Raw genomic sequence first — 18,277 nt, forward strand, 5'->3', positions numbered from 1 at the left:
CTACTACCTGCTGATTTATTTTCTGCTCAGCATATCCATTAAATCAGATTCTTTGAGTTTATTATGATCAACTTTACTGAATTTATTCACCATAGAGCTCATTTGATTATACTGCTTAATTAGAAGATTAACGTCAGTTACACTTGTTCCGGACCCCTTAGAAATTCTAAGTCTTCTTTTGCCATTTAAAATATCTGGATTTTGCCTTTCTTTTTCGGTCATTGAGTTTATGATGGCTATATATTTTTTCACTTTATTGTCGTCTGGCACACTGCTACTTAGCTTTTTTGTGAATGAACTAGGGATGAATTTCATTATGTTGCTAATGCCATCCATTTTACTCAGAGTTTTTAACATTCCCACTAGGTCGTTTAGGTCGAATTTACCCTTTTTTACTTTCTTTTGTAACTTATCAATTTCTTCCTGACCAACAATCTCAGCAGCTTTTTCAACCAATGATACAACATCACCCATGCTAAGTATCCTTTTTGCAATTCTATCGGGATAAAAATCATCGAGGTCACTTAATTTTTCACCACAAGCAATAAATTTAATTGGACAATCGGTGATCATTTTCATAGAAAGAGCAGCACCACCACGTGCATCACCATCAACACGGGTGAGAATAATGCCGGTTACACCTATTACCTCATTGAATGATTTGGCAATGTTGACCGCATCCTGGCCTATCATTGCGTCGGCTACTAAAATAACTTCTGCAGGTGAAGCTATTTCCTTTACGGCTTTCAACTCATTCATCATATTATTGTCAATATGAAGCCTGCCTGCGGTGTCTAGTATTAATACATCATAATTATCGTTCTTTGCTGCTGCCAGTGCCCTTTTTGTAATTGCAATAGGCTCCTCATTTATTACTATAGATAAAGTTTGTACGTCTATCTGTTTACCCAGCACCTCAAGTTGTTTCTGGGCAGCCGGCCTATAAATGTCTAAAGAGGCAAGCATCACTTTTTTCTTTTGCTTTTTTAGCTTTAAAGCAAGCTTTCCTGAGGTAGTTGTTTTACCTGCACCTTGTAAGCCCACCATCATAATCACAGCAGGGGGTTTAACTGCTAGATTTAAGTCACTTTTCTCTGATCCGAGAACTGCAACTAAATTATCCTGCACAATTTTAATTATCATTTGTGCTGGAGAAACACTTTTTATGACTTTTTCCCCAATCACTTTATCTTTAATGTCGTTGATGAATTTTTTTGCAACTTCAAGTGAAACGTCAGCTTCAATTAAAGCTATACGTATTTCACGCATGGCAAGATTAAAATCATCTTCAGAAATGATCGACTTTCCTCTCAGTTTACTAAATACAGAATTTAAACTTTCAGTTAACGATTTAAACATAATAGCATTAGTAGAATACTCATTAAAAAGAGAGAAGAAGCTGAAACAAAACTTACTGAGTTATAACTTATCACTTCTTTAAGTTTAGTAATATTATTAAAGTATAAATTAGTAAGTGAATTAGTCAAGTTTTGCAGTACGTTGGCAGACATTTCTCTCACTTTAAAGACCAATTGATTGAACAGCAAGACAATATAGGGTACGAAAGCTCTAAAAATCCAATCAATATCCATTTTAAAATTTATTCTTGGGTAAAATAACTTGCGTAAAGGAATAAACAATAAAGTGGTACATAATAACAAATTAAATTGCGACAAAATATTTTTTGTGTTGTACACAAAATCGAAAATCGAAGGGTTATTGTAAATAGGCAAGTAAGGGTTGCCAGCAATTATACATATGAATGCTAAAATAATCATTGTTATTCTACCTTCTTTCCCTTCTGAAGGTTTGGACTTGCTTTTAGCGATAAATATGTAATAGAAAAACTTGAGCCCCACGCTTAAATAAAGCAGTAAATTTAGAATCTTGTATAAATTTTTATACACTTCTAAATTAGCACCACTTGCTTCAATCTCGGCTGTAATGTATGATTTGCTAATAAATCCAACGGTTCCAGGAAATGCAGCCACTGTGAATATCGCAATTATAGCACACATGCCTTCGACTGACATCAATTTACCCACTCCATTAAAACTAATTGTTTTTGTCCGCGAAATAATCGCATTGCTAACCACAAACAATAATGATTGATAAACAAGAGAGAAAATTATGTGTAGCATCAAAATTGGTGTTGCCTTTTCCGAAGGGCTGAGTAAACCTCCTGCAATAATCAGCAAGCCCATTTGTCCTACAACATTATAGCATAGAAATCTACGAATATTTTGCTCAAGAGAAGCAAATATAATGCTGTAAATTACAGTGATGGCGCCTACAAGTGCTAATATTTCAGTACAATCTTGCCATAGGGTGTAAGTGTGTAAAAGCATCACTAAAAAAGAGACTTTAGTGGTAAATAAAGAGAGATATGTAGTGCCATGTAGTGATGCAGCAGGATATGCATCAACAACCCAAAACGAAAAAGGAAAACAAGCGCAGTTTATCAATAAACCCAAAATTATCAGGTTAGTGCTTTGAAGTGCCAATCCTGCTGTCAATATAACTCCAACCAAAAAGTGTACACAAGCGTACCTTATTGCAGATCCACTATCTCTACAGCTAGCTGCGATAATAAAAAATGCACTGATGGTCATTAATTCAAAGAATATTATAACCAACATTATCTGCTTGGATAAAATTGCACAGAGTGAGCAGGTAGTATAAGCAAAAAAAGATAGCATCTCTGAAAAAGTCAAATTTTGTGTTGGTAGAACAGCTAAAAATGCAACTGATAAAAAAGATATTAGTACGATACGAAAAGATAAATCAAAATTTAGAACTGGATGAGAGCAATTCAGTGTAGTACCTAAATTTTCAGGTAATATTAGGACTATCACTATTAATGTAGTCAACAGAAATAGCAATAAAAATTTATAAAGTTGCACAATGATGTAAAACAGTATGGTTTATGCTACCTCAACATACAAATAAAATCAATTTGCATATTAACCACTAGTTAAGCTAATTACCATATAATTATATCAGGGTTTAGAAGGTTATAGAGAAACCGGTCAGATTAGGTTTTTAATCTAATCTGACCGATAGCTTTAATAGTGAGGTAAGCTTTAATATAGCACTCCTAATTCACAGTGCTACACTCGTGCATAATTTATTTTTAATTTGTGCACGAGCGTTAGTAAATTATTTACTTTTTGAAATAAAATTTGGCATCAATTCAATATCCAGAACTTCAGTAAGTCTGATAGTTGAGAGTGATTTACTTTCTTTGTTTTAAGTATCTGCATAAATCTAATGGAGCTGCCAGTTTTCAATGCACTCATTCGACTTTTATGCTCTTCGCAATATTTGATTCTATTAAAGAATTCTTTGCTAATCTAGTCTTTAACGCTTTTTTTAGATACCGCCGCGGTGTCTCAGCATAGATTCCACTAACACGTAGCGGAATCTTAAATTGTTTTAGCTATAGATCCCTGTATCAAGTACTGTAATGACGGCATTCGAGTAGCGGACACTGGAATCAAGAAAGCTCTTTAGTAGCTGTATAATGAAAATTAGATCATAAAATCCTCTGACAGCATATTCTGTGTTTTACCGTCATCCATAACTGTGTAATCAATATCATATTTATCGAATTCATTGCGCATCCTAGTGAAATGTCCTTTATCATGATCCAAAAGAACACTTACGTATTTACAGCTATCATTAAAAAGATCATTATAAATTACTGGAGATTGAACTGTGTAGGATTTTGTACACTCATCTTGACCGTTATTATCTTTACAAAGGGACATTTTTCCTGTTTTGCCAGTATCATCTTTAGTAGAAATAAGAAACTTCATACCTACGTCTTCGTTTTTTGCTATAAACTCCTTACACTTTCTACTTTTTGCAGAACATGGTCCTATATCTATAGAGTAGCTTTCTTTTGGAAGTGTGAATCTTAACTTATGTGTCATAATACTACCTTAATAAAAATCATTATTATAGTATAGATTTATTAATAAATAATATACATTATGGTATAATTAGTACAAAATAGGTTTAACCAATCTCAGTAGGACTGCCAGTTGGACCCATAAGAATTATTTGTTCACCTTTTTTAAAACATTTACATAAATTAGTGGAACCGCCAGTTTCAAGCACAATAGTAGAAATAAATCCTTTTTTTTTGTCTACTTCAGTGCCGGTTACTGCTATACCTTCCATAGTGAGGTGAGTTTTTCTGCTATTGGTTTCAAAATTTTGCAACCTAAAGAATTGTCCAGGTTTAAAATTCTTTGCCGCAAGTGGTGCTTTGATCACTATTTCCACAACTTTGTCTGTTAAATATTGAACTTTTATAACCTTTGCAGTGAATTGCTCTTTGATTCTATTAAAGAATTCTTTGTTAGCTTGACGGAACAGCGTCACTCCAGCGCGTGACGCTGGCTGATGAGCTGTTTGGATCACTCCACTCAAAAGCTGAGAAATAATAGGGTAGCCGTTCTTAGCACTTGCCATAGCTTTCACGACGCTGCCACTATACGAAGGATGAAGATCACCAAAAAAGCTGATTGTTTTATTGCCTTGCTTATACACTAATATTCTATCTTTATTTTGCATTTTAGGAGAAAATATTGGGTCTATTTCTTTTCCTGATGAATTCAAATGAGTAAAATACCCATTACTTAATTTAAAATGCTTTTTATCTTCTGTTGCAATAACTGTATTTGGCTCAGTACCTGCTGCTATAAAAATAGAACGTGCTTTTATACGTTTGATTTCGCCGGATTTTGTGTCTATCAGTTTTATTGACTCAGCATGGTTATATTTATCTGTCACAACTTCAACTGGCTCTAAGTTTTCAATAAAGTAAATCCCTTCTGATAATGCGTTTTGCACCTCTTCGCTATTTAATCGATAACTTGGCGAGTCTTTCAGCTCTTTTCTATATACAACTTTCACTCCCCCAAGACTCTGCATTAACTCCAGTATTTTTGCTCCTCTATTCTCTTTTTTTGCTAATTCTTGCTCTTTTTGGATCAATTGTGCATGCGATATCAGCTCATTCGCAATTTCGTGCTCTTCTTCTGTCCAATCTTTTTCAACACAGTCCTTTCCATACTTATCAACTAATATCTCATAACGAAGTAGAAATTTTTCTACTTGAATTGGATAATACGCTAAAGCTTCAGTGGCAGTGTCAATCGCAGTAAGCCCAGCCCCTATTACAACTATCGGCATACGAACTTGCAGACTTGCTATAGAATCAAATTTAAGAGCGCCAGTCAGTTGTAACGACATAAGAAAGTCAGATGCCATACGCACTCCACGAGCTAGTATATTCTTTATTTTGATCATTCGTGGCTTGCCAGAGCCAAGTGCTAGGGCGATGTGATCAAAACCCGAGTTGAACGCGTCATCAACATTAATCGTGCCACCAAAACGAATACCTCCATAAAGTGCGAAATTCTCACGTCTTTCCAGCAAAAGTCTAATGATTTTTAGATAATTTTTGTTCCATCTAGAGGTTATGCCATACTCTGCTACTCCACCAAATCCACCAGCTGTGCGTTCACTTAGTTTTTCATGCTCGAAATCTTTAATTAGCTGAAAATTATCGATCAAAGGTTCAATCTTTAGTCCATCAATGGCGATAACGTTATGCCCATCGTTTAATAAATGATGAGCTAAATTAAAACCCGCAGGACCAAGCCCTACAACTAGGACGTTTTTTCCTGTGTTTCCTTTTGGCAATGGACGCTGAAAATTTAAAGGATTCCAACGGCTAAGCAGAGAATATATTTCAAATCCATACGGTAAAATGAGCACATCATCTAGAATCCTTGTTTCAATCATTGGCACATTTACAGGCTCTTGTTTCTGATATATGCATGAGTTCATGCAATCATTGCATATTCTGTTCCCAGTAGCTGCACATAAGGGGTTATCTATTACCACAATTGCAAGGCTTGCTATGCTGTACCCTTCGCTTTTCACCAGATTCATTTCTGATATTTTTTGTTCTAGTGGACAGCCGTGCAATTCAACTTTGAGTGGGGACTGTTTAAAGGTATTGTCGTTATTACTTAGCCCCTTTGAACAACTGTCCTTATTTTGCTTATGACAAAATATGCAGTAATGAGCATTATCCAATGCTTTATTCAAACTCACCTTTTCACTTGTCAGATCAAAACCATGTCGTCTTTTTGTTTTGCTTGAATACAATACCTCAACTTCGTCTACTTCTTTTTTGAAGAACGATACGAGATTTTCGTGATCAATTTTTCTGTGAATACTAAAAAGTATACTCTGTTTATTTTTCACTCTCCACGCTGCATATTGCGCTGCAAGTTCTATTTCTTCTTTGTGATCCTCTTTATTTTCCAACCAACGCATCACCTGCTCAGCAAAATTTTTTTCTGTTGTTGGTAGGGCAAGAAAGCGATTTAATTTGCTGGTAACATAATCAATATCTATATCTGCTATATCAGTGTACTTCTTTAATGCATAGCGTTGAACAAATAACCTTTTACACTTATATATTGCAGCAAAGTCGTTGTGCTTTTTCTTTAGCTCCTCTGCTTCTTTTCCAATATTAAAAAGTTTTGCAATAAATTCATCAAGTAAATATGAGAGGTCTATTATTAACTGACTATCTGTCATTTGAGAGGCCAACATTGGTTGTTCTATGGATCCCAGTGTCAAGCACTGGGATGACATCAAAGAAGAAGCTGCTTTTTCTCTTGCTTCAATTAATGAACAAAACAAGCTTTCATCGCACGATTTTATATAATCTAAAAACGTCTCATCTAATTTTATTAATCCACTACAAGTGTATAAGTTTGAAAATGAGATTTTGAAATTCAGTTGCATTGTTATACTATACAGTGTACATACTGTTTCTTAGAGATGAAGATTTTATTTGTCTTGCAGTCTTGCTAAGATTGTTGCTTCTGCAGCTTTTTCTTCCCCAACATATGCAACACACTCAAATTTGCGTGCACCCAAACACGCATTTTTTATATTGGATTGAAGAACCAACGTGTCCCCTGGAATAACTGGTCTTCTGAATTTTGCGTTTTCAATAGACATAAAGTAAACAACTTTATTTTCTATTGTTTCTTTACCGAGGACACATATAGCAGATGCCTGAGCTAAAGACTCAACTATCAAAACTCCTGGCATTATCGGATGGCCAGGAAAATGACCAATAAAAAATTGCTCGTTGAAAGTCACATTTTTGATTGCTTTTATACTTTTACCAGGTTCGCATTCTATAACCCTATCTACTAAGAGAAAAGGATAAGAATGTGGTAGTATTTTTATAATATCATTGATATTACATTGCATAAGCCTACTCAATGCTTTGCAAAGCAAATTCAGGTATTTCCTTGTTTACATTTTTTAATACCACATCCGATAAATCGACTTCATCCATGGAGTATAAAACTTGATTCTTTTTTGAAATAAATAGTACTAAATCTATATTGTTTTTTTCTGCCGTTCTTTTAGCAACTTCTTTTATCTTGTTAAAGACACTTTCTACTGCTTCTCTATAATTTTCTTCTAAATGTGACATTTTCTTAGCGTAATTATCCCTAACGCTTACAGTATGCTTACTAAATTGTTCTGTCTTTTCTTTTTTTGCTTCCTCTGACAAAAGGTCAAATTCTTCTTTCGATGGCTTAAATTTTTCTAACTCATTTTCAAATTCTTGCTGTAATCTAGAATTCTGCTCCTTTATTTGTTGTTGTATATTTTGCAGAGCCAGAGATTCGTTGATAACTTTGTCACTATCAATAATGGCAGCCTTTGTATTAAGCGTGCTCTGAGGTTGATACCCTACAAACTTATACCCCACAAATAAGGAAATAATTAAGGCAATAACTGATGTAAATAACTGTATATATTTCATTTAAATCCCCGCTTCAATAGAAATTTTAACGTTTGGTGATGGTATTATATCATAAGTTTCCTTTACTAAGGGAAACCCAAAATCTAATCTAAGTCTACCAAAAGGAGAGGGCATTGAAAAGCCAAAACCTGGTGATACTCTTATAAGCTTACTATCGTAATATTTTCCACTATATATCTCCTTTTCATCTAAACCAAAAAGTGTTGCGTAGTCAACAAATAGTGAGCCTTTGATACCAGCATAGTCGTATAATTTAGATAGTGGAAAATCTACTTGCTGTGTTAAATTAAAATAAGTTTTGCCTCCCAATGAGCTTTTATTTTTGTCTTCTGCTCTTGGTCCAATGCCGGAAAGGTCAAATCCTCTAATTTCATTACCACCTTTAAAAAAGTGCTGGCCAATATTTAGCTCTTTATCGGTATAAGAGAAAATATGACCTGCTGCTATTTTAAAGCGCAATGTTATATCATCATCAATTTTGCTTAGTATAGGGCGTGTATAAAAAGACAAAAACTCAGATTTTAGGAAATTTACATTTCCTCCCAATCCTGAAATATCCTGATTTAAGCGCAATAAATATCCCTCTTTAGGAGTATAGAGGTTATCCAGTTTATTGTATGATAACGTATATCCCACTGATGAAACCTGATACTCACCTTCTTGATCTCTTATTATCTCAGAGATATCCTCATCTTTTCCACTCTTATTGTCCATATGTATATGGTTATATTTATAAGAATAGCGAATAGAGTTGGTTAGATTTTCTAAAATTTTATAAGATAATTTTACTGTTCCTCCCCAGTCACAAGTATCAAAAGTGGTGTTTGGCTTATCTTGTTTTTCATAAAATATACCTACGCCTAATGACGTATCAGAATCGTTAAAATTATTTTCAATAGCGTCTATACTAGTAGAAAGAACATATTGACTTTTTTCAAGAGCAAAAGATACCTCTTTACCACTACCAAATAAATTACGATCTGTGAAATCGGTTTTAACAAATACTCCACCAGGAAGAGACATGCCACCTGTTAAAGATAACGAGGCAGTTCTTTTTTCTTTGACATTTAAATCAAGATTTACTGCATTTTCATCCACTATATAACTATTTATTTTTACTGTTTCAAAAAAATCGCTATATATAAGTTTTCTACGTGATTTTTGAATCTCAGATGTGTTATATGCGTCGCCTTCTGCCATGCTAAGTTTTCTTCTAATTACTTTATCTAAAGTGCGGTCATTGCCATCAATAGTAATTTGGTTTATATAAATCTTTTTACCTGGTAGCACTTTGTAAGTTACATCCACAATATTGTTATGTTGTGTATATTCTGGATTAACTTTTGCAAATATATATCCTTTTTCGTTTAAATGTTTACTTATTTTTTCTGCTGTATTGTTAATTTTAACTCTATTAAATATTTGATTATTTTCCTCTTTGATAAATTCTAATATTTCTTCCCTTAAACTTAAATCCTTAATCTCAGTTTCAATATCAACTTCATTATTTCCAAATAAGTATTGCTGCTTTTCATCAATCAAAAAAGTTAACTCTATTTGGTTGTTATTATCAACCTCAACAATTGGTTGGATATTATTTTGAATATATCCCTTAGATGAATAGAAGCGATCAAGCAGTTCTGTGTTAATCAGTAGATATTGAGGTGAATAATGAGTTCCGTTTTTAAAAATGGCTCTAAATAACTTACTAAATATATCATTGCTATGCCTTTTGATAACTTGCTCTAGCTCATTTGCTGAAAAGTTTTTATTACCTATGAATCGTAAACCCTTAATTTTAGACGTTCTTCCTTCTTTTATCTTAAAAATTAGGTTTATCCTATTGCTACCAAGCTTATCTAGCTCATATGCAATTTTAACACCAATTTTACCACTGTTCCTATAAAGAGTAGCTAGATTTATTAAATCGTTTTGTAATTTTGTTTCAGTGAAAATAGTTAGTGATTTTGACTGGATAACGTTATTTAGCAACTCTTTACTGTTAAATAACTTATTGCCTTTCAATATTACTTTGTTAATCAATGGATTCTCATGAATTTTTACTACTAAGTTTTTTTCATCATCGATATAGGCGTTAATACTAGCAAATAACTTTGTTTTGTATAAATCTTTTATAACTGAATCTACATCATCATCATTTATATGACTACCTGGTTCTAATTTTGTATAAAACCTTATTGTTTGATCACTTACTCGCTCATTGCCAATATACTTAATATTTTTTATCTGTACTTTTTCTTTATTTTCTAGAGCAACAAGTAGAGTGGGAAAAGAAATAAGTATTATTATTAGTATGTGAAATAACTTTTTCATATGTATCTTAAAAAAGATGCCTAATATCATTTGTGATTGCAACTGCCATCAACAAAAACAGTATGGTAGCACCAAAAGTGACTGCATATTTTTGATATTTCAAACTCAAATCTCTACGTATAACTGCTTCTATAATATAATGAAATAAATGCCCACCATCTAGTAGTGGTATTGGCAGCAAGTTAATTGCAGCTAAATTAGCTGAAATAATTGCCATAAAATATAGAACCATCATAAGTCCCTTTTTAGCTGATTGCCCTGAATATTTTGCAATTTTTATTGGCCCACCTATTTCATTTATACTCCTTTTACCAACAACAATTTGAAAGAGTGCTTTGATTGTTAAACACATAGTGTGGTAGGTTTCATTCACTGATAGGCTAGCAGCTCCAAGAAAAGATGACTGTTTTAACCCTATCATATTAATTGAGGTAATTCCTATAGTTTTTCTTTCTATTATGTTACCAAAGACATCTCTATCCTCAACTGTAAACGGAGTTAGAATAGTTCTGTACTCTTCGTTATTTCTGCTATACTTAATTTCTATTCTTGTTTCAGGATTGGACATTATCACGCGTGAAATATCTTCAAAGTATTTTATTTTGTACTCATTGATCTGTGTAATAGTGTCACCTGGTAATAGGCCAGCTTGCTTTGCTGCACTTTCTTCAATTACATTACCAATTACTGGTGGAGTACGATAATAACCTGCCACGCTGAAAAATATTGTGAAAGCTATAACGGTAAATATCATGTTTGCAAAAGGCCCTGCAAAAACTATTGCTGCTTTTTGATATCGAGGTTTTGTATGGAATGAGTATAATTTTTCTTCTTCAGTTAATTTTTGTTGATCAACAGGAACGCTTGCTGCATTAGTATCCCCTAACATTTTAACGTAGCCACCCAATGGAAAGGCACTTAATTTCCATCTAGTTCCAGACTTGTCGTTAAAACCAAAAATTTCAGGACCAAAGCCTATAGAAAAAGATTCAACTTTAACCTTGCATGCTTTAGCGACAATATAATGCCCACATTCATGCACGAATACTATGATAGAAATTATTAAAGAAAACGATAAAAAATAATATATTCCAGCGCTAAGTTGATGAGAAATTAATTCCACCTATGTTTTAAATCTTAATCAAACGTTGAGTATATTAAAATGCGCCTTGCTTGACAAGTATTTAGTTTAGTCTTTAAATTAAAAAAAAGTTTAATGACAATGATAGATATCTCCTTATTAAGAAGAAAACTGATGTATAGGAGTTGGCATAGGGGTTGTAAAGAAACTGATATACTTTTAGGGCATTTTGCATTGAAATATCTTGATAAATTTTCCTTAAGTGAACTAATTGAATACGAAAAAATAGTTGATCTTGATGATTGCGAATTATATTGTTACATCACTCGTAAGAAACTTCTCCCCCCTGATTTGAGTAGTGAGGTAGTCGATTTGATTGCTTGCTTTAATCACTTATGCACCCAATAATCTTGTTTACCCTATCTAATACTTCAGCATATTCTACTCTTTTTTCCTCCCTATACTTTTTGCATTCTTGATTTATTTCGTCTAATCGCTTTGTTAATTCTAAAATTTTGTCTTCGAGAGTCAATGCTGCAAGTAAGAAATTTAATGCATCTGAGCCCTTACCTCCAGTTCTTTGAGATATGGAGCTAACTAGCTTGTTGAAGCTATTAGCAAGTTGTAATAAATGGTCCTTCTTTTTACTTTCGCAAGATATTTTATATGTGTTATTATGTATAACTATTTCTACTACTTGCATATGATGCTATATTGTACAACTTTCAAATTTACAATATAGATTTTTATTCATTTATCAAGAGGGATAACTTTTTACTGCTACGAAAATAAGTTTTAAAGTATTGATGTTTTGCAACCTTCTGTGACGTCAAATTACTTGCTTCTTTCAAGTTATAGCTTCTAATTGAAAAAGAACCAAACCCCCTGATTTCAACTCTATTATGATATTTCAACGTGTTTGAAAACACTCGAAAGAAACTATCAACTATGTCTGCTATAATGACCTTATCTAACAAAAGGTGTTTTTTTGCCACTTTTGCTATTATATCAGATTTCGTTGCCATTTATATGAAGCACAAGAAGTTATTTGGCAGATAATATTATATTATATTTTTCAACACCTACTACTTCAACTTGTATTTTTTCTGATATAGAAAACTTTTTATTTTCTGGTAAATGCTCTTGATCTACTAAAAGGGTTACATTGTTCTCAACCTCAACGATTAGACCATTTTCCTCTCTCTTACTTACAGTAACCTGAATTTTATCCCCTACTTTAACTTTCTCTATCAGTTCTTCAAGAGGATCATACTCTATTTGCTTTACTCCAAGATAAATTCTTGTCCGATCTACGTTAGCCCTTATCACTTTTGCTTCTATTTCATCACCTACATTATACTTTTTTATCTCATCTGAATTGTTTTTCGACCAACTTAGATTTTGCATATAAATTGTTCCTTCTACGTCCTCAGATATCTCAGAATTATCAAAAGTCACAGATATTTGTGAACCATTGTTGCTTTTAACTTTACCAGAAACAATAGAACCAAGAGGATATTTATCAATAAATACTTGCCAAGGATTCTCTACGCACCTTTTTGTGCTTAAACTCATCTTATTTTTAATAATGTCAATACCGAGAATTTTTACATCCACTTCTTGTCCTATTGTTACAAAACTACTGATTGGTAAATTACTCTTGCTCCAAGTTATTTCTGATGAGTGTACCAAACCCGCAATCCCAGGTTTAATCTCAACAATGAATCCACAATCTTTTATACCCGTTACACATCCTTTGTGTACGCTGTTAATTGGACATTTTGACTCTAGATCTTGCCAAGGATTGTCTCCTAATTGTTTTACACCCAGGGAGATTTTTCCATTTTCTCTATCTATTTTTATAATTTTAGTTTTTATATGCTGACCATAAGAAAAAATTGCAGATGGATGACTTACATTACTCCAAGAGATATCTGTAATATGTAGCAGCCCATCTATAACTCCCACTGTATCTGATTCATGAATGCCAACAAATGCACCGTAGTGAGTGATGCTTTTTATTTTGCCTTCTACTACATCACCTTCATTTAAAGATTCTAAAAACTTAATTTTTTCACCAGCATGCAATTTCTCTAATACCAGCTTTCTTGATACTACAATATTCCCCTGCTTCTTATCCATTTTAAGCACGATGAATTTTTGTTCAGTTTCAATAAGGTGATTAGCATCTTTTATTTGCTTCAAATCCACATGACTCAGCGGTAAAAACGCACTTATTCCATCACCAAGATCAACAATAAAACCGCATTTAATTGAGCGTTTAATGATTCCTGTTACTTCATCTTTTGTAACTGCGCTTTCTTCCAATTTATTCCATTTTTCGTCTCTGATTGCTTTCTCACGACTAAGAACAACATTACCATGGTAATCTTCAATTCTCTCAACATAAACTCTAATTTTCGAGCCAACAGTGATATCATCATTACAACTGAGCTCCTTAATCAGAATTCTTCCGTCTGACTTTAAACCAACATCAACCACAATATCATTAGAATTTCTTCTTGTGATTATACCTTCTACCACATCTCCTTCTTTGATTTTGTTAGCAAAAGAATCTTCACAAAAGTCATTGTCTTGATTATCAAATTGATCTTGAAATATCTCTTCTATGAACCTATTTGATGATAGCCTCTTGATAGCAACTGTACTTTCCATACCTTTTAATTTTAACTTCATTAGAACTCATATATTATATAATATTAATAATTAGTGACAAGTAAATTCTCATTAATTCATTTCGAGAATTGTTTAAGCTATAAAAGATTAAGTTATGTAAGATATGTTATCTAGGAATAATAATTGGATTAGGTCATTTTCCAGAAGATCTAGGTTGAAGTTGAATGTTTTGGAGAAGTATTCTATTAAAAACAGCAAGGAATCTATAAAAAAGATCGTAGACTTACAAAAAAGAATACGAGTAGAAATAGGTTTCGGTAATGGTGAAAATATGCTCCATCAGGCATTCAATGAATCTGATCTATTATTTATAGGATGTGAGCCTTATTTAAAGGGGGTCTCTTCCTTGCTAAAAAGCATAGAAGCACACAGCATAAAAAATATTTTAATATGGACAGAAGATGCAAGAGAATTAATTGTCAATTTTCCTGACCACAGTGTTGAAAAATTCTTTATTCTCTTTCCAGATCCATGGCCAAAAAGAAGTCACAACAAAAGACGGTTAATTAATACGGAATTTTTAAATTTATTAGCAAAAAAAATACTTGTCACAGGTGAAATATTTATTGCAACTGATCATCAGGATTATGCAGAGTGGATAGAGTTACATATAAAGCAGTGTAATTTTTTAACCTATAAGGAAGATAGTTTTGCAAATTATACCCCAACAAAATACCACAGAAAAGCGCTAGAATATCAGCGTAAAATAAAGTTTTTTAAAGTAAATGTTATATCTAAACTGACTTAGATTTACCTCTGCTTGTTAGTACAGATGTGTACATGACACTCTATAGTGCAAGTAGCCTACCATATACTGGGAATAACAGTTTACTGAATTCTTTAATCTCACAAATAGAAAGATCAATAAACTTGATAAACATCAACATTATCAGCCAGCATTGCTTTTGCAACTTCAATTCTACCTTTTTTATGATCGGTTTGGATAATTTTATAACCTATAGCATTTTGTCTAGCAACCAATCTGGTGCTTCTCTACCTTTTTCCCACTTAGCAAATCTCATCTTTTCTTTTAGGTAATATTCTCTATATGCTTCTATTGGGTTACTACATTTATATCGATCAGGTAACGCTTGTGTAAAAGCTTGTATATCAGCTGATCGAAATATTAGCAAATCCTTGTTATTATCGCACCAATCTATAACTTCTTCGGATTTATGCGTTCTTTTGTATCGCAAGCTATATTCTATACACAATTCTTTTCCATGTTTTATTAACCAATCAAAGTTTCCTTTTGATTGTCTAGCCCATAAAGAACAAGGATGGTTTTTGTGAGTAAGTTTATATGGAACTTCTATATTCTGGTTTGTAATGCTGACTAAAGGATTTGGCTCTTTTAATGCTATTGAAAAAACACTGCTAAGCAATTGAGCAGTTTCTAGCGGCATTTTTACTATGTGCTTATCGCATAACATTTGTGCTGCAGTTACAGGATTTTCGTCTAATATAAAGATATTCATCTAAGCACCCAGAGATAGAATTTTTGCGTAGTATTTATTTCAATAAACCCTAAAATATCATTCAGAAAATGGATAAGTTAAATAAGCTCAGTTAAAAAAATTATACACAATTCCGAGGAACCTTTTCAAGCTACAATGAACGTATAGCTACCACTCTAGCAATATTATTTCTCACCCACTGAAGATATTGCACGGTACTGTCTACTTGATCGTCGTGACGGATTTCTGGAAACATTAAAATCTCATACTCAAAGTCGCTAAGCCATACTGCTTGGTTAGGGAGAAAAACCCGCTCAGATTCTATAATTGGGACAATTCGGTGAAATCGAGTTAATTTGTCATCATGTGGTACTATTTGAATAATAGGTAAATCACTGTTTTTCCTGAGCTCCTGAACCAATTGCTGACCGCTTGCTTTTGCTTCGATTAAAATTGCGTGTGGCTTCCACCTTGCAGCCAGCGATAGAACTTTCTCTTTAAGTTTTGGATATTCAAGTTTTGCGCGATATACATCGAGTAAATAGAATGTATTATCTACTTTTGTCCAGGTAGTGCAGACACTAAAGTCACTTGTATTGTTTGTTGAAATTGCAGTATCCCAACTTTGTGTTACATGCAAGAGGCTATCAGGAAAATTTTTATAGCGCTTCAACCACTCTCGTTTAATTATAGCACTTGAAAGTGGTAGAGGGTTTTGTTGGTATTGAGCAGCAAAACCATAACTCCCAAGTTCAGCTTTTATCATCTCAATTTCTTCTTTTCCTTCAGTTAGGGAATACAACAATTGACCTTCTTTTCTTGAGTATATTTCCTGTTCATGCTCTGGAATATGATTATTAACTGAATAAATAATCTCCTTATCTTCAGCTATTATTGGTAAACAGACATGATGCCATATGTTTCTTGGTTTACAGAGGAGGTGACCAGTTAAATCTTCTAAATGGAGTCTGTGCATCACAAGAACGATAACTCCTTTTTTTCTGTCGTTGAGCCTGGTTACTAAAGCCTGATCAAACCAGTTTGCAGCACGCTTTCTAAATGTTTCGCTCAAAGCTTGTGCGGGACTTAGTGGATCATCCACGATAATGAAATCTCCACCTTCACCGGTTAATGTTCCTCCAACTGATGTTGCAATTCGACATCCTCTTTGCACTGTTTGAAATTTATATTTAGTGTTTTGATCTTTGCATAATTCTACTTTCGGAAATAGCTCTCTATACCAATCAGATTGCATTATGCACCTTGTATCGAGTGAGTGCTTTTCGCTGAGGAGCCGAGAATAACTTGCAACTATTATTCTTGCAGTTGGCTGATTTCCAAGTATCCATGCGGGCCATGCAACACTTACACAAATGGACTTCATTGAACGCGGCGGCATATTGAATATTATTCTTCTTGCTTCACCAGCGCTTGCTGCTTCAAGCCTGTCTGCTATGACTTTTATATATTGATAATCATTATACTCACACCCCGGCACTACCGTTTGAAAGCATAATTCAATGAATTTGAGAAGGTTTATATTGTTCATAAATTAAGGTTTGTTGATTTTTTTAAGATTTTGTTGTGTAATTAAACCAGCATAGTGAGAGTTAAAATATGAAAGAAATAAGAGAGCAAACTGAGAGAGAATTTATAAAAACTCAAAACGGGATAAAAATAGAGACAATTACGCTTCTTGGTAAAAATCAAAACAATAATCGAGGTGAAAAACATCTGATATACTTTATTGGTGGAAATAGAGCGTTAAGCCCTGGTAAAGATTATTCCCAAAATTGGAATTGGGCCACAGAGCAAGGGATAACTGTACATCTTTTTAATTATCCTGGACTTGGTTTAAGTAAAAACAGTTCATTGATACGTAGCAATAGAGTTAAATCTGGTATAGCAGTTGTAACTAACTTATTGGAAAAAGGTATAAAGCCAGATGATATCATATTGTTTGGAGACTGCCTAGGTGGACATGTGGCTGCAGAGGTTCATAAAAATTTTAAGTATAAGGATATACATTTAAGATGCATCGTTAGCAATGCTGCAAGTTCACTTAAACAAGCTTCTCTTTATTATTTTGGATTCATAGCAAAATTAAAAATTTTTCTTGCTCCGATAATCAAATTGGTACTAAAGATTTTTGGCTGCCACTGGAAGACATATAAAATCGTAAATTCAATTACTCCTTATACAATGTACTTTAATCGAGAGGGAGATAAAACGATAAAACAGCCAGCGCAACTTGCAACAGAAATAGAAAAAATAGATCAAAGCGGTAGAAGGAAAGATTATCAAAAAAAAGAAATATTTGAAGATTTTGAGGAATATGAAGGCTTTTTTAAGCAGCATATAATATTAAGAAAAAATGATGAGTGTATTGATTCGAAAAAAGCTGATAAAGATATACATAAATTGCCAATTACGTGTTTAAAGTCTTCCAACAAAACTGATTACACTTTTCCTGAGTTGATTAGTTTATATATTCACATTACAGATGAATATTTTTCTAAACGTGGCTCATTAAATAATGAGGAGAAGGTTAAAGCATTTAAAGAAAGTAAATTTTATAAAGATTTTTCAAGCTGCAAAAATTCAAAGGACTTTTTGCATAATTACATGAAGAAGCAAGAGCGTCCTTCGATGTCATTTCAGCATGTGATAATAGAATCTGGGGAAAAAAAGACCTTTCTTAACAAGTCAAAGAAGGCTAGTTGCTCTTAACTTGACGCGTATACTTTCTTCAATATTTTAGCCATCTGTATCTGTTCAGATGCATGCAAATATTGAAACCAGTGTTTCTTTTCTTATCATCCGAGTACTGGG

The 18,277-nt window shown here is 33.3% G+C and carries 16 protein-coding genes; 3 read left to right on the forward strand and 13 right to left on the reverse strand.

From position 1 onward, the window contains the following. Positions 1-15: 15 nt before the first annotated feature. The 8 genes from ffh to rseP all read right to left on the reverse strand — a co-directional run bounded on the left by ffh (position 16) and on the right by rseP (position 11,333). Positions 16-1,359: a signal recognition particle protein gene (gene ffh / locus ABWU56_RS01025; RefSeq protein ID WP_264374535.1), complete on the reverse strand. Its 1,344-nt coding sequence runs from the start codon at positions 1,357-1,359 to the stop codon at positions 16-18. Then, positions 1,344-2,903 carry a proton-conducting transporter membrane subunit gene (locus ABWU56_RS01030; RefSeq protein ID WP_353281617.1) on the reverse strand — a complete coding sequence of 520 codons (1,560 nt, stop codon included), beginning with the start codon at positions 2,901-2,903 and terminating at the stop codon, positions 1,344-1,346. The genes ffh and ABWU56_RS01030 overlap by 16 nt, the downstream gene beginning before the upstream one ends. Before the next feature lie 627 nt (positions 2,904-3,530). After that, positions 3,531-3,935 carry a hypothetical protein gene (locus tag ABWU56_RS01035; RefSeq protein WP_353281618.1) on the reverse strand — a complete coding sequence of 135 codons (405 nt, stop codon included), beginning with the start codon at positions 3,933-3,935 and terminating at the stop codon, positions 3,531-3,533. A gap of 85 nt (positions 3,936-4,020) precedes the next feature. Further along, the gene (locus ABWU56_RS01040; RefSeq protein WP_353281619.1) at positions 4,021-6,834 is read right to left on the reverse strand and encodes an FAD-dependent oxidoreductase; all 2,814 of its coding nucleotides are present in this window, start codon (positions 6,832-6,834) and stop codon (positions 4,021-4,023) included. A gap of 45 nt (positions 6,835-6,879) precedes the next feature. Then, positions 6,880-7,311 (reverse strand): 3-hydroxyacyl-ACP dehydratase FabZ, encoded by a 432-nt coding sequence (gene fabZ / locus ABWU56_RS01045; RefSeq protein WP_353281620.1) that lies wholly within the window; start codon positions 7,309-7,311, stop codon positions 6,880-6,882. A 4-nt stretch (positions 7,312-7,315) separates the two neighbouring features. Continuing rightward, positions 7,316-7,876, reverse strand: coding sequence for an OmpH family outer membrane protein (locus tag ABWU56_RS01050; protein WP_264682578.1), 561 nt, complete (start codon positions 7,874-7,876; stop codon positions 7,316-7,318). Continuing rightward, on the reverse strand, positions 7,877-10,210 hold the full coding sequence (gene bamA, locus ABWU56_RS01055) for an outer membrane protein assembly factor BamA (protein ID WP_353281621.1): 2,334 nt from the start codon (positions 10,208-10,210) through the stop codon (positions 7,877-7,879). It lies immediately after the preceding gene. Between the two features lie 7 nt (positions 10,211-10,217). Further along, positions 10,218-11,333, reverse strand: coding sequence for an RIP metalloprotease RseP (gene rseP, locus ABWU56_RS01060; RefSeq protein WP_064085479.1), 1,116 nt, complete (start codon positions 11,331-11,333; stop codon positions 10,218-10,220). 99 nt (positions 11,334-11,432) lie between these two features. Between rseP and ABWU56_RS01065 the strand changes: the two genes are divergently transcribed. Next, entirely contained in the window at positions 11,433-11,699 is a 267-nt protein-coding gene (locus tag ABWU56_RS01065; RefSeq protein WP_010404229.1) for a succinate dehydrogenase assembly factor 2, read from the forward strand. Here ABWU56_RS01065 and ABWU56_RS01070 read toward each other — a convergent pair. From ABWU56_RS01070 to ABWU56_RS01080, 3 genes are read right to left on the reverse strand one after another with little or no spacing between them, the layout of a single operon-like run. Continuing rightward, positions 11,677-11,994, reverse strand: coding sequence for a cell division protein ZapA (locus ABWU56_RS01070; RefSeq protein WP_010404232.1), 318 nt, complete (start codon positions 11,992-11,994; stop codon positions 11,677-11,679). The two genes, ABWU56_RS01065 and ABWU56_RS01070, sit on opposite strands and share 23 nt — an antisense overlap. 43 nt (positions 11,995-12,037) lie before the next feature. Continuing rightward, positions 12,038-12,316 carry an HU family DNA-binding protein gene (locus ABWU56_RS01075; protein ID WP_010404234.1) on the reverse strand — a complete coding sequence of 93 codons (279 nt, stop codon included), beginning with the start codon at positions 12,314-12,316 and terminating at the stop codon, positions 12,038-12,040. A 19-nt stretch (positions 12,317-12,335) separates the two neighbouring features. Further along, complete coding sequence (locus tag ABWU56_RS01080; protein ID WP_264375979.1) at positions 12,336-13,988, reverse strand: 30S ribosomal protein S1; 1,653 nt, start codon at positions 13,986-13,988, stop codon at positions 12,336-12,338. 103 nt (positions 13,989-14,091) lie between these two features. On the opposite strand from ABWU56_RS01080, the gene trmB reads away from it, so the two are divergent. Then, positions 14,092-14,736, forward strand: a complete 645-nt coding sequence (trmB, locus tag ABWU56_RS01085) for a tRNA (guanosine(46)-N7)-methyltransferase TrmB (protein WP_063631013.1) — start codon at positions 14,092-14,094, stop codon at positions 14,734-14,736. Between the two features lie 208 nt (positions 14,737-14,944). Here trmB and ABWU56_RS01090 read toward each other — a convergent pair whose 3' ends face one another. Both ABWU56_RS01090 and terL read right to left on the reverse strand, forming a co-directional pair. After that, a complete protein-coding gene (locus tag ABWU56_RS01090; RefSeq protein ID WP_006013204.1) occupies positions 14,945-15,466 on the reverse strand; it encodes a pyrimidine dimer DNA glycosylase/endonuclease V in 522 nt (173 codons plus the stop codon). A gap of 130 nt (positions 15,467-15,596) precedes the next feature. Continuing rightward, positions 15,597-16,994, reverse strand: coding sequence for a phage terminase large subunit (gene terL, locus ABWU56_RS01095; RefSeq protein ID WP_264730039.1), 1,398 nt, complete (start codon positions 16,992-16,994; stop codon positions 15,597-15,599). Positions 16,995-17,062: 68 nt separating this feature from the next. On the opposite strand from terL, the gene ABWU56_RS01100 reads away from it, so the two are divergent. Further along, entirely contained in the window at positions 17,063-18,175 is a 1,113-nt protein-coding gene (locus ABWU56_RS01100; RefSeq protein ID WP_353281622.1) for an alpha/beta hydrolase, read from the forward strand. Positions 18,176-18,277 lie beyond the last annotated feature (102 nt).

The organism is Wolbachia endosymbiont (group B) of Horisme vitalbata (assembly GCF_964028625.1).
Taxonomy (GTDB): Bacteria; Pseudomonadota; Alphaproteobacteria; order Rickettsiales; family Anaplasmataceae; genus Wolbachia.

What these genes read in the sequence shown, in the direction of transcription:
- ffh (WP_264374535.1), bottom strand. Translation starts at nt 1,359, where the DNA reads ATGTTTAAATCGTTAACTGAAAGTTTAAATTCTGTATTTAGTAAACTG.
- ABWU56_RS01035 (WP_353281618.1), bottom strand. Translation starts at nt 3,935, where the DNA reads ATGACACATAAGTTAAGATTCACACTTCCAAAAGAAAGCTACTCTATA.
- ABWU56_RS01040 (WP_353281619.1), bottom strand. Translation starts at nt 6,834, where the DNA reads ATGCAACTGAATTTCAAAATCTCATTTTCAAACTTATACACTTGTAGT.
- fabZ (WP_353281620.1), bottom strand. Translation starts at nt 7,311, where the DNA reads ATGCAATGTAATATCAATGATATTATAAAAATACTACCACATTCTTAT.
- ABWU56_RS01050 (WP_264682578.1), bottom strand. Translation starts at nt 7,876, where the DNA reads ATGAAATATATACAGTTATTTACATCAGTTATTGCCTTAATTATTTCC.
- bamA (WP_353281621.1), bottom strand. Translation starts at nt 10,210, where the DNA reads ATGAAAAAGTTATTTCACATACTAATAATAATACTTATTTCTTTTCCC.
- ABWU56_RS01065 (WP_010404229.1), top strand. Translation starts at nt 11,433, where the DNA reads ATGATAGATATCTCCTTATTAAGAAGAAAACTGATGTATAGGAGTTGG.
- ABWU56_RS01070 (WP_010404232.1), bottom strand. Translation starts at nt 11,994, where the DNA reads ATGCAAGTAGTAGAAATAGTTATACATAATAACACATATAAAATATCT.
- ABWU56_RS01075 (WP_010404234.1), bottom strand. Translation starts at nt 12,316, where the DNA reads ATGGCAACGAAATCTGATATAATAGCAAAAGTGGCAAAAAAACACCTT.
- ABWU56_RS01080 (WP_264375979.1), bottom strand. Translation starts at nt 13,988, where the DNA reads ATGAAGTTAAAATTAAAAGGTATGGAAAGTACAGTTGCTATCAAGAGG.
- trmB (WP_063631013.1), top strand. Translation starts at nt 14,092, where the DNA reads ATGTTATCTAGGAATAATAATTGGATTAGGTCATTTTCCAGAAGATCT.
- ABWU56_RS01090 (WP_006013204.1), bottom strand. Translation starts at nt 15,466, where the DNA reads ATGAATATCTTTATATTAGACGAAAATCCTGTAACTGCAGCACAAATG.
- terL (WP_264730039.1), bottom strand. Translation starts at nt 16,994, where the DNA reads ATGAACAATATAAACCTTCTCAAATTCATTGAATTATGCTTTCAAACG.
- ABWU56_RS01100 (WP_353281622.1), top strand. Translation starts at nt 17,063, where the DNA reads ATGAAAGAAATAAGAGAGCAAACTGAGAGAGAATTTATAAAAACTCAA.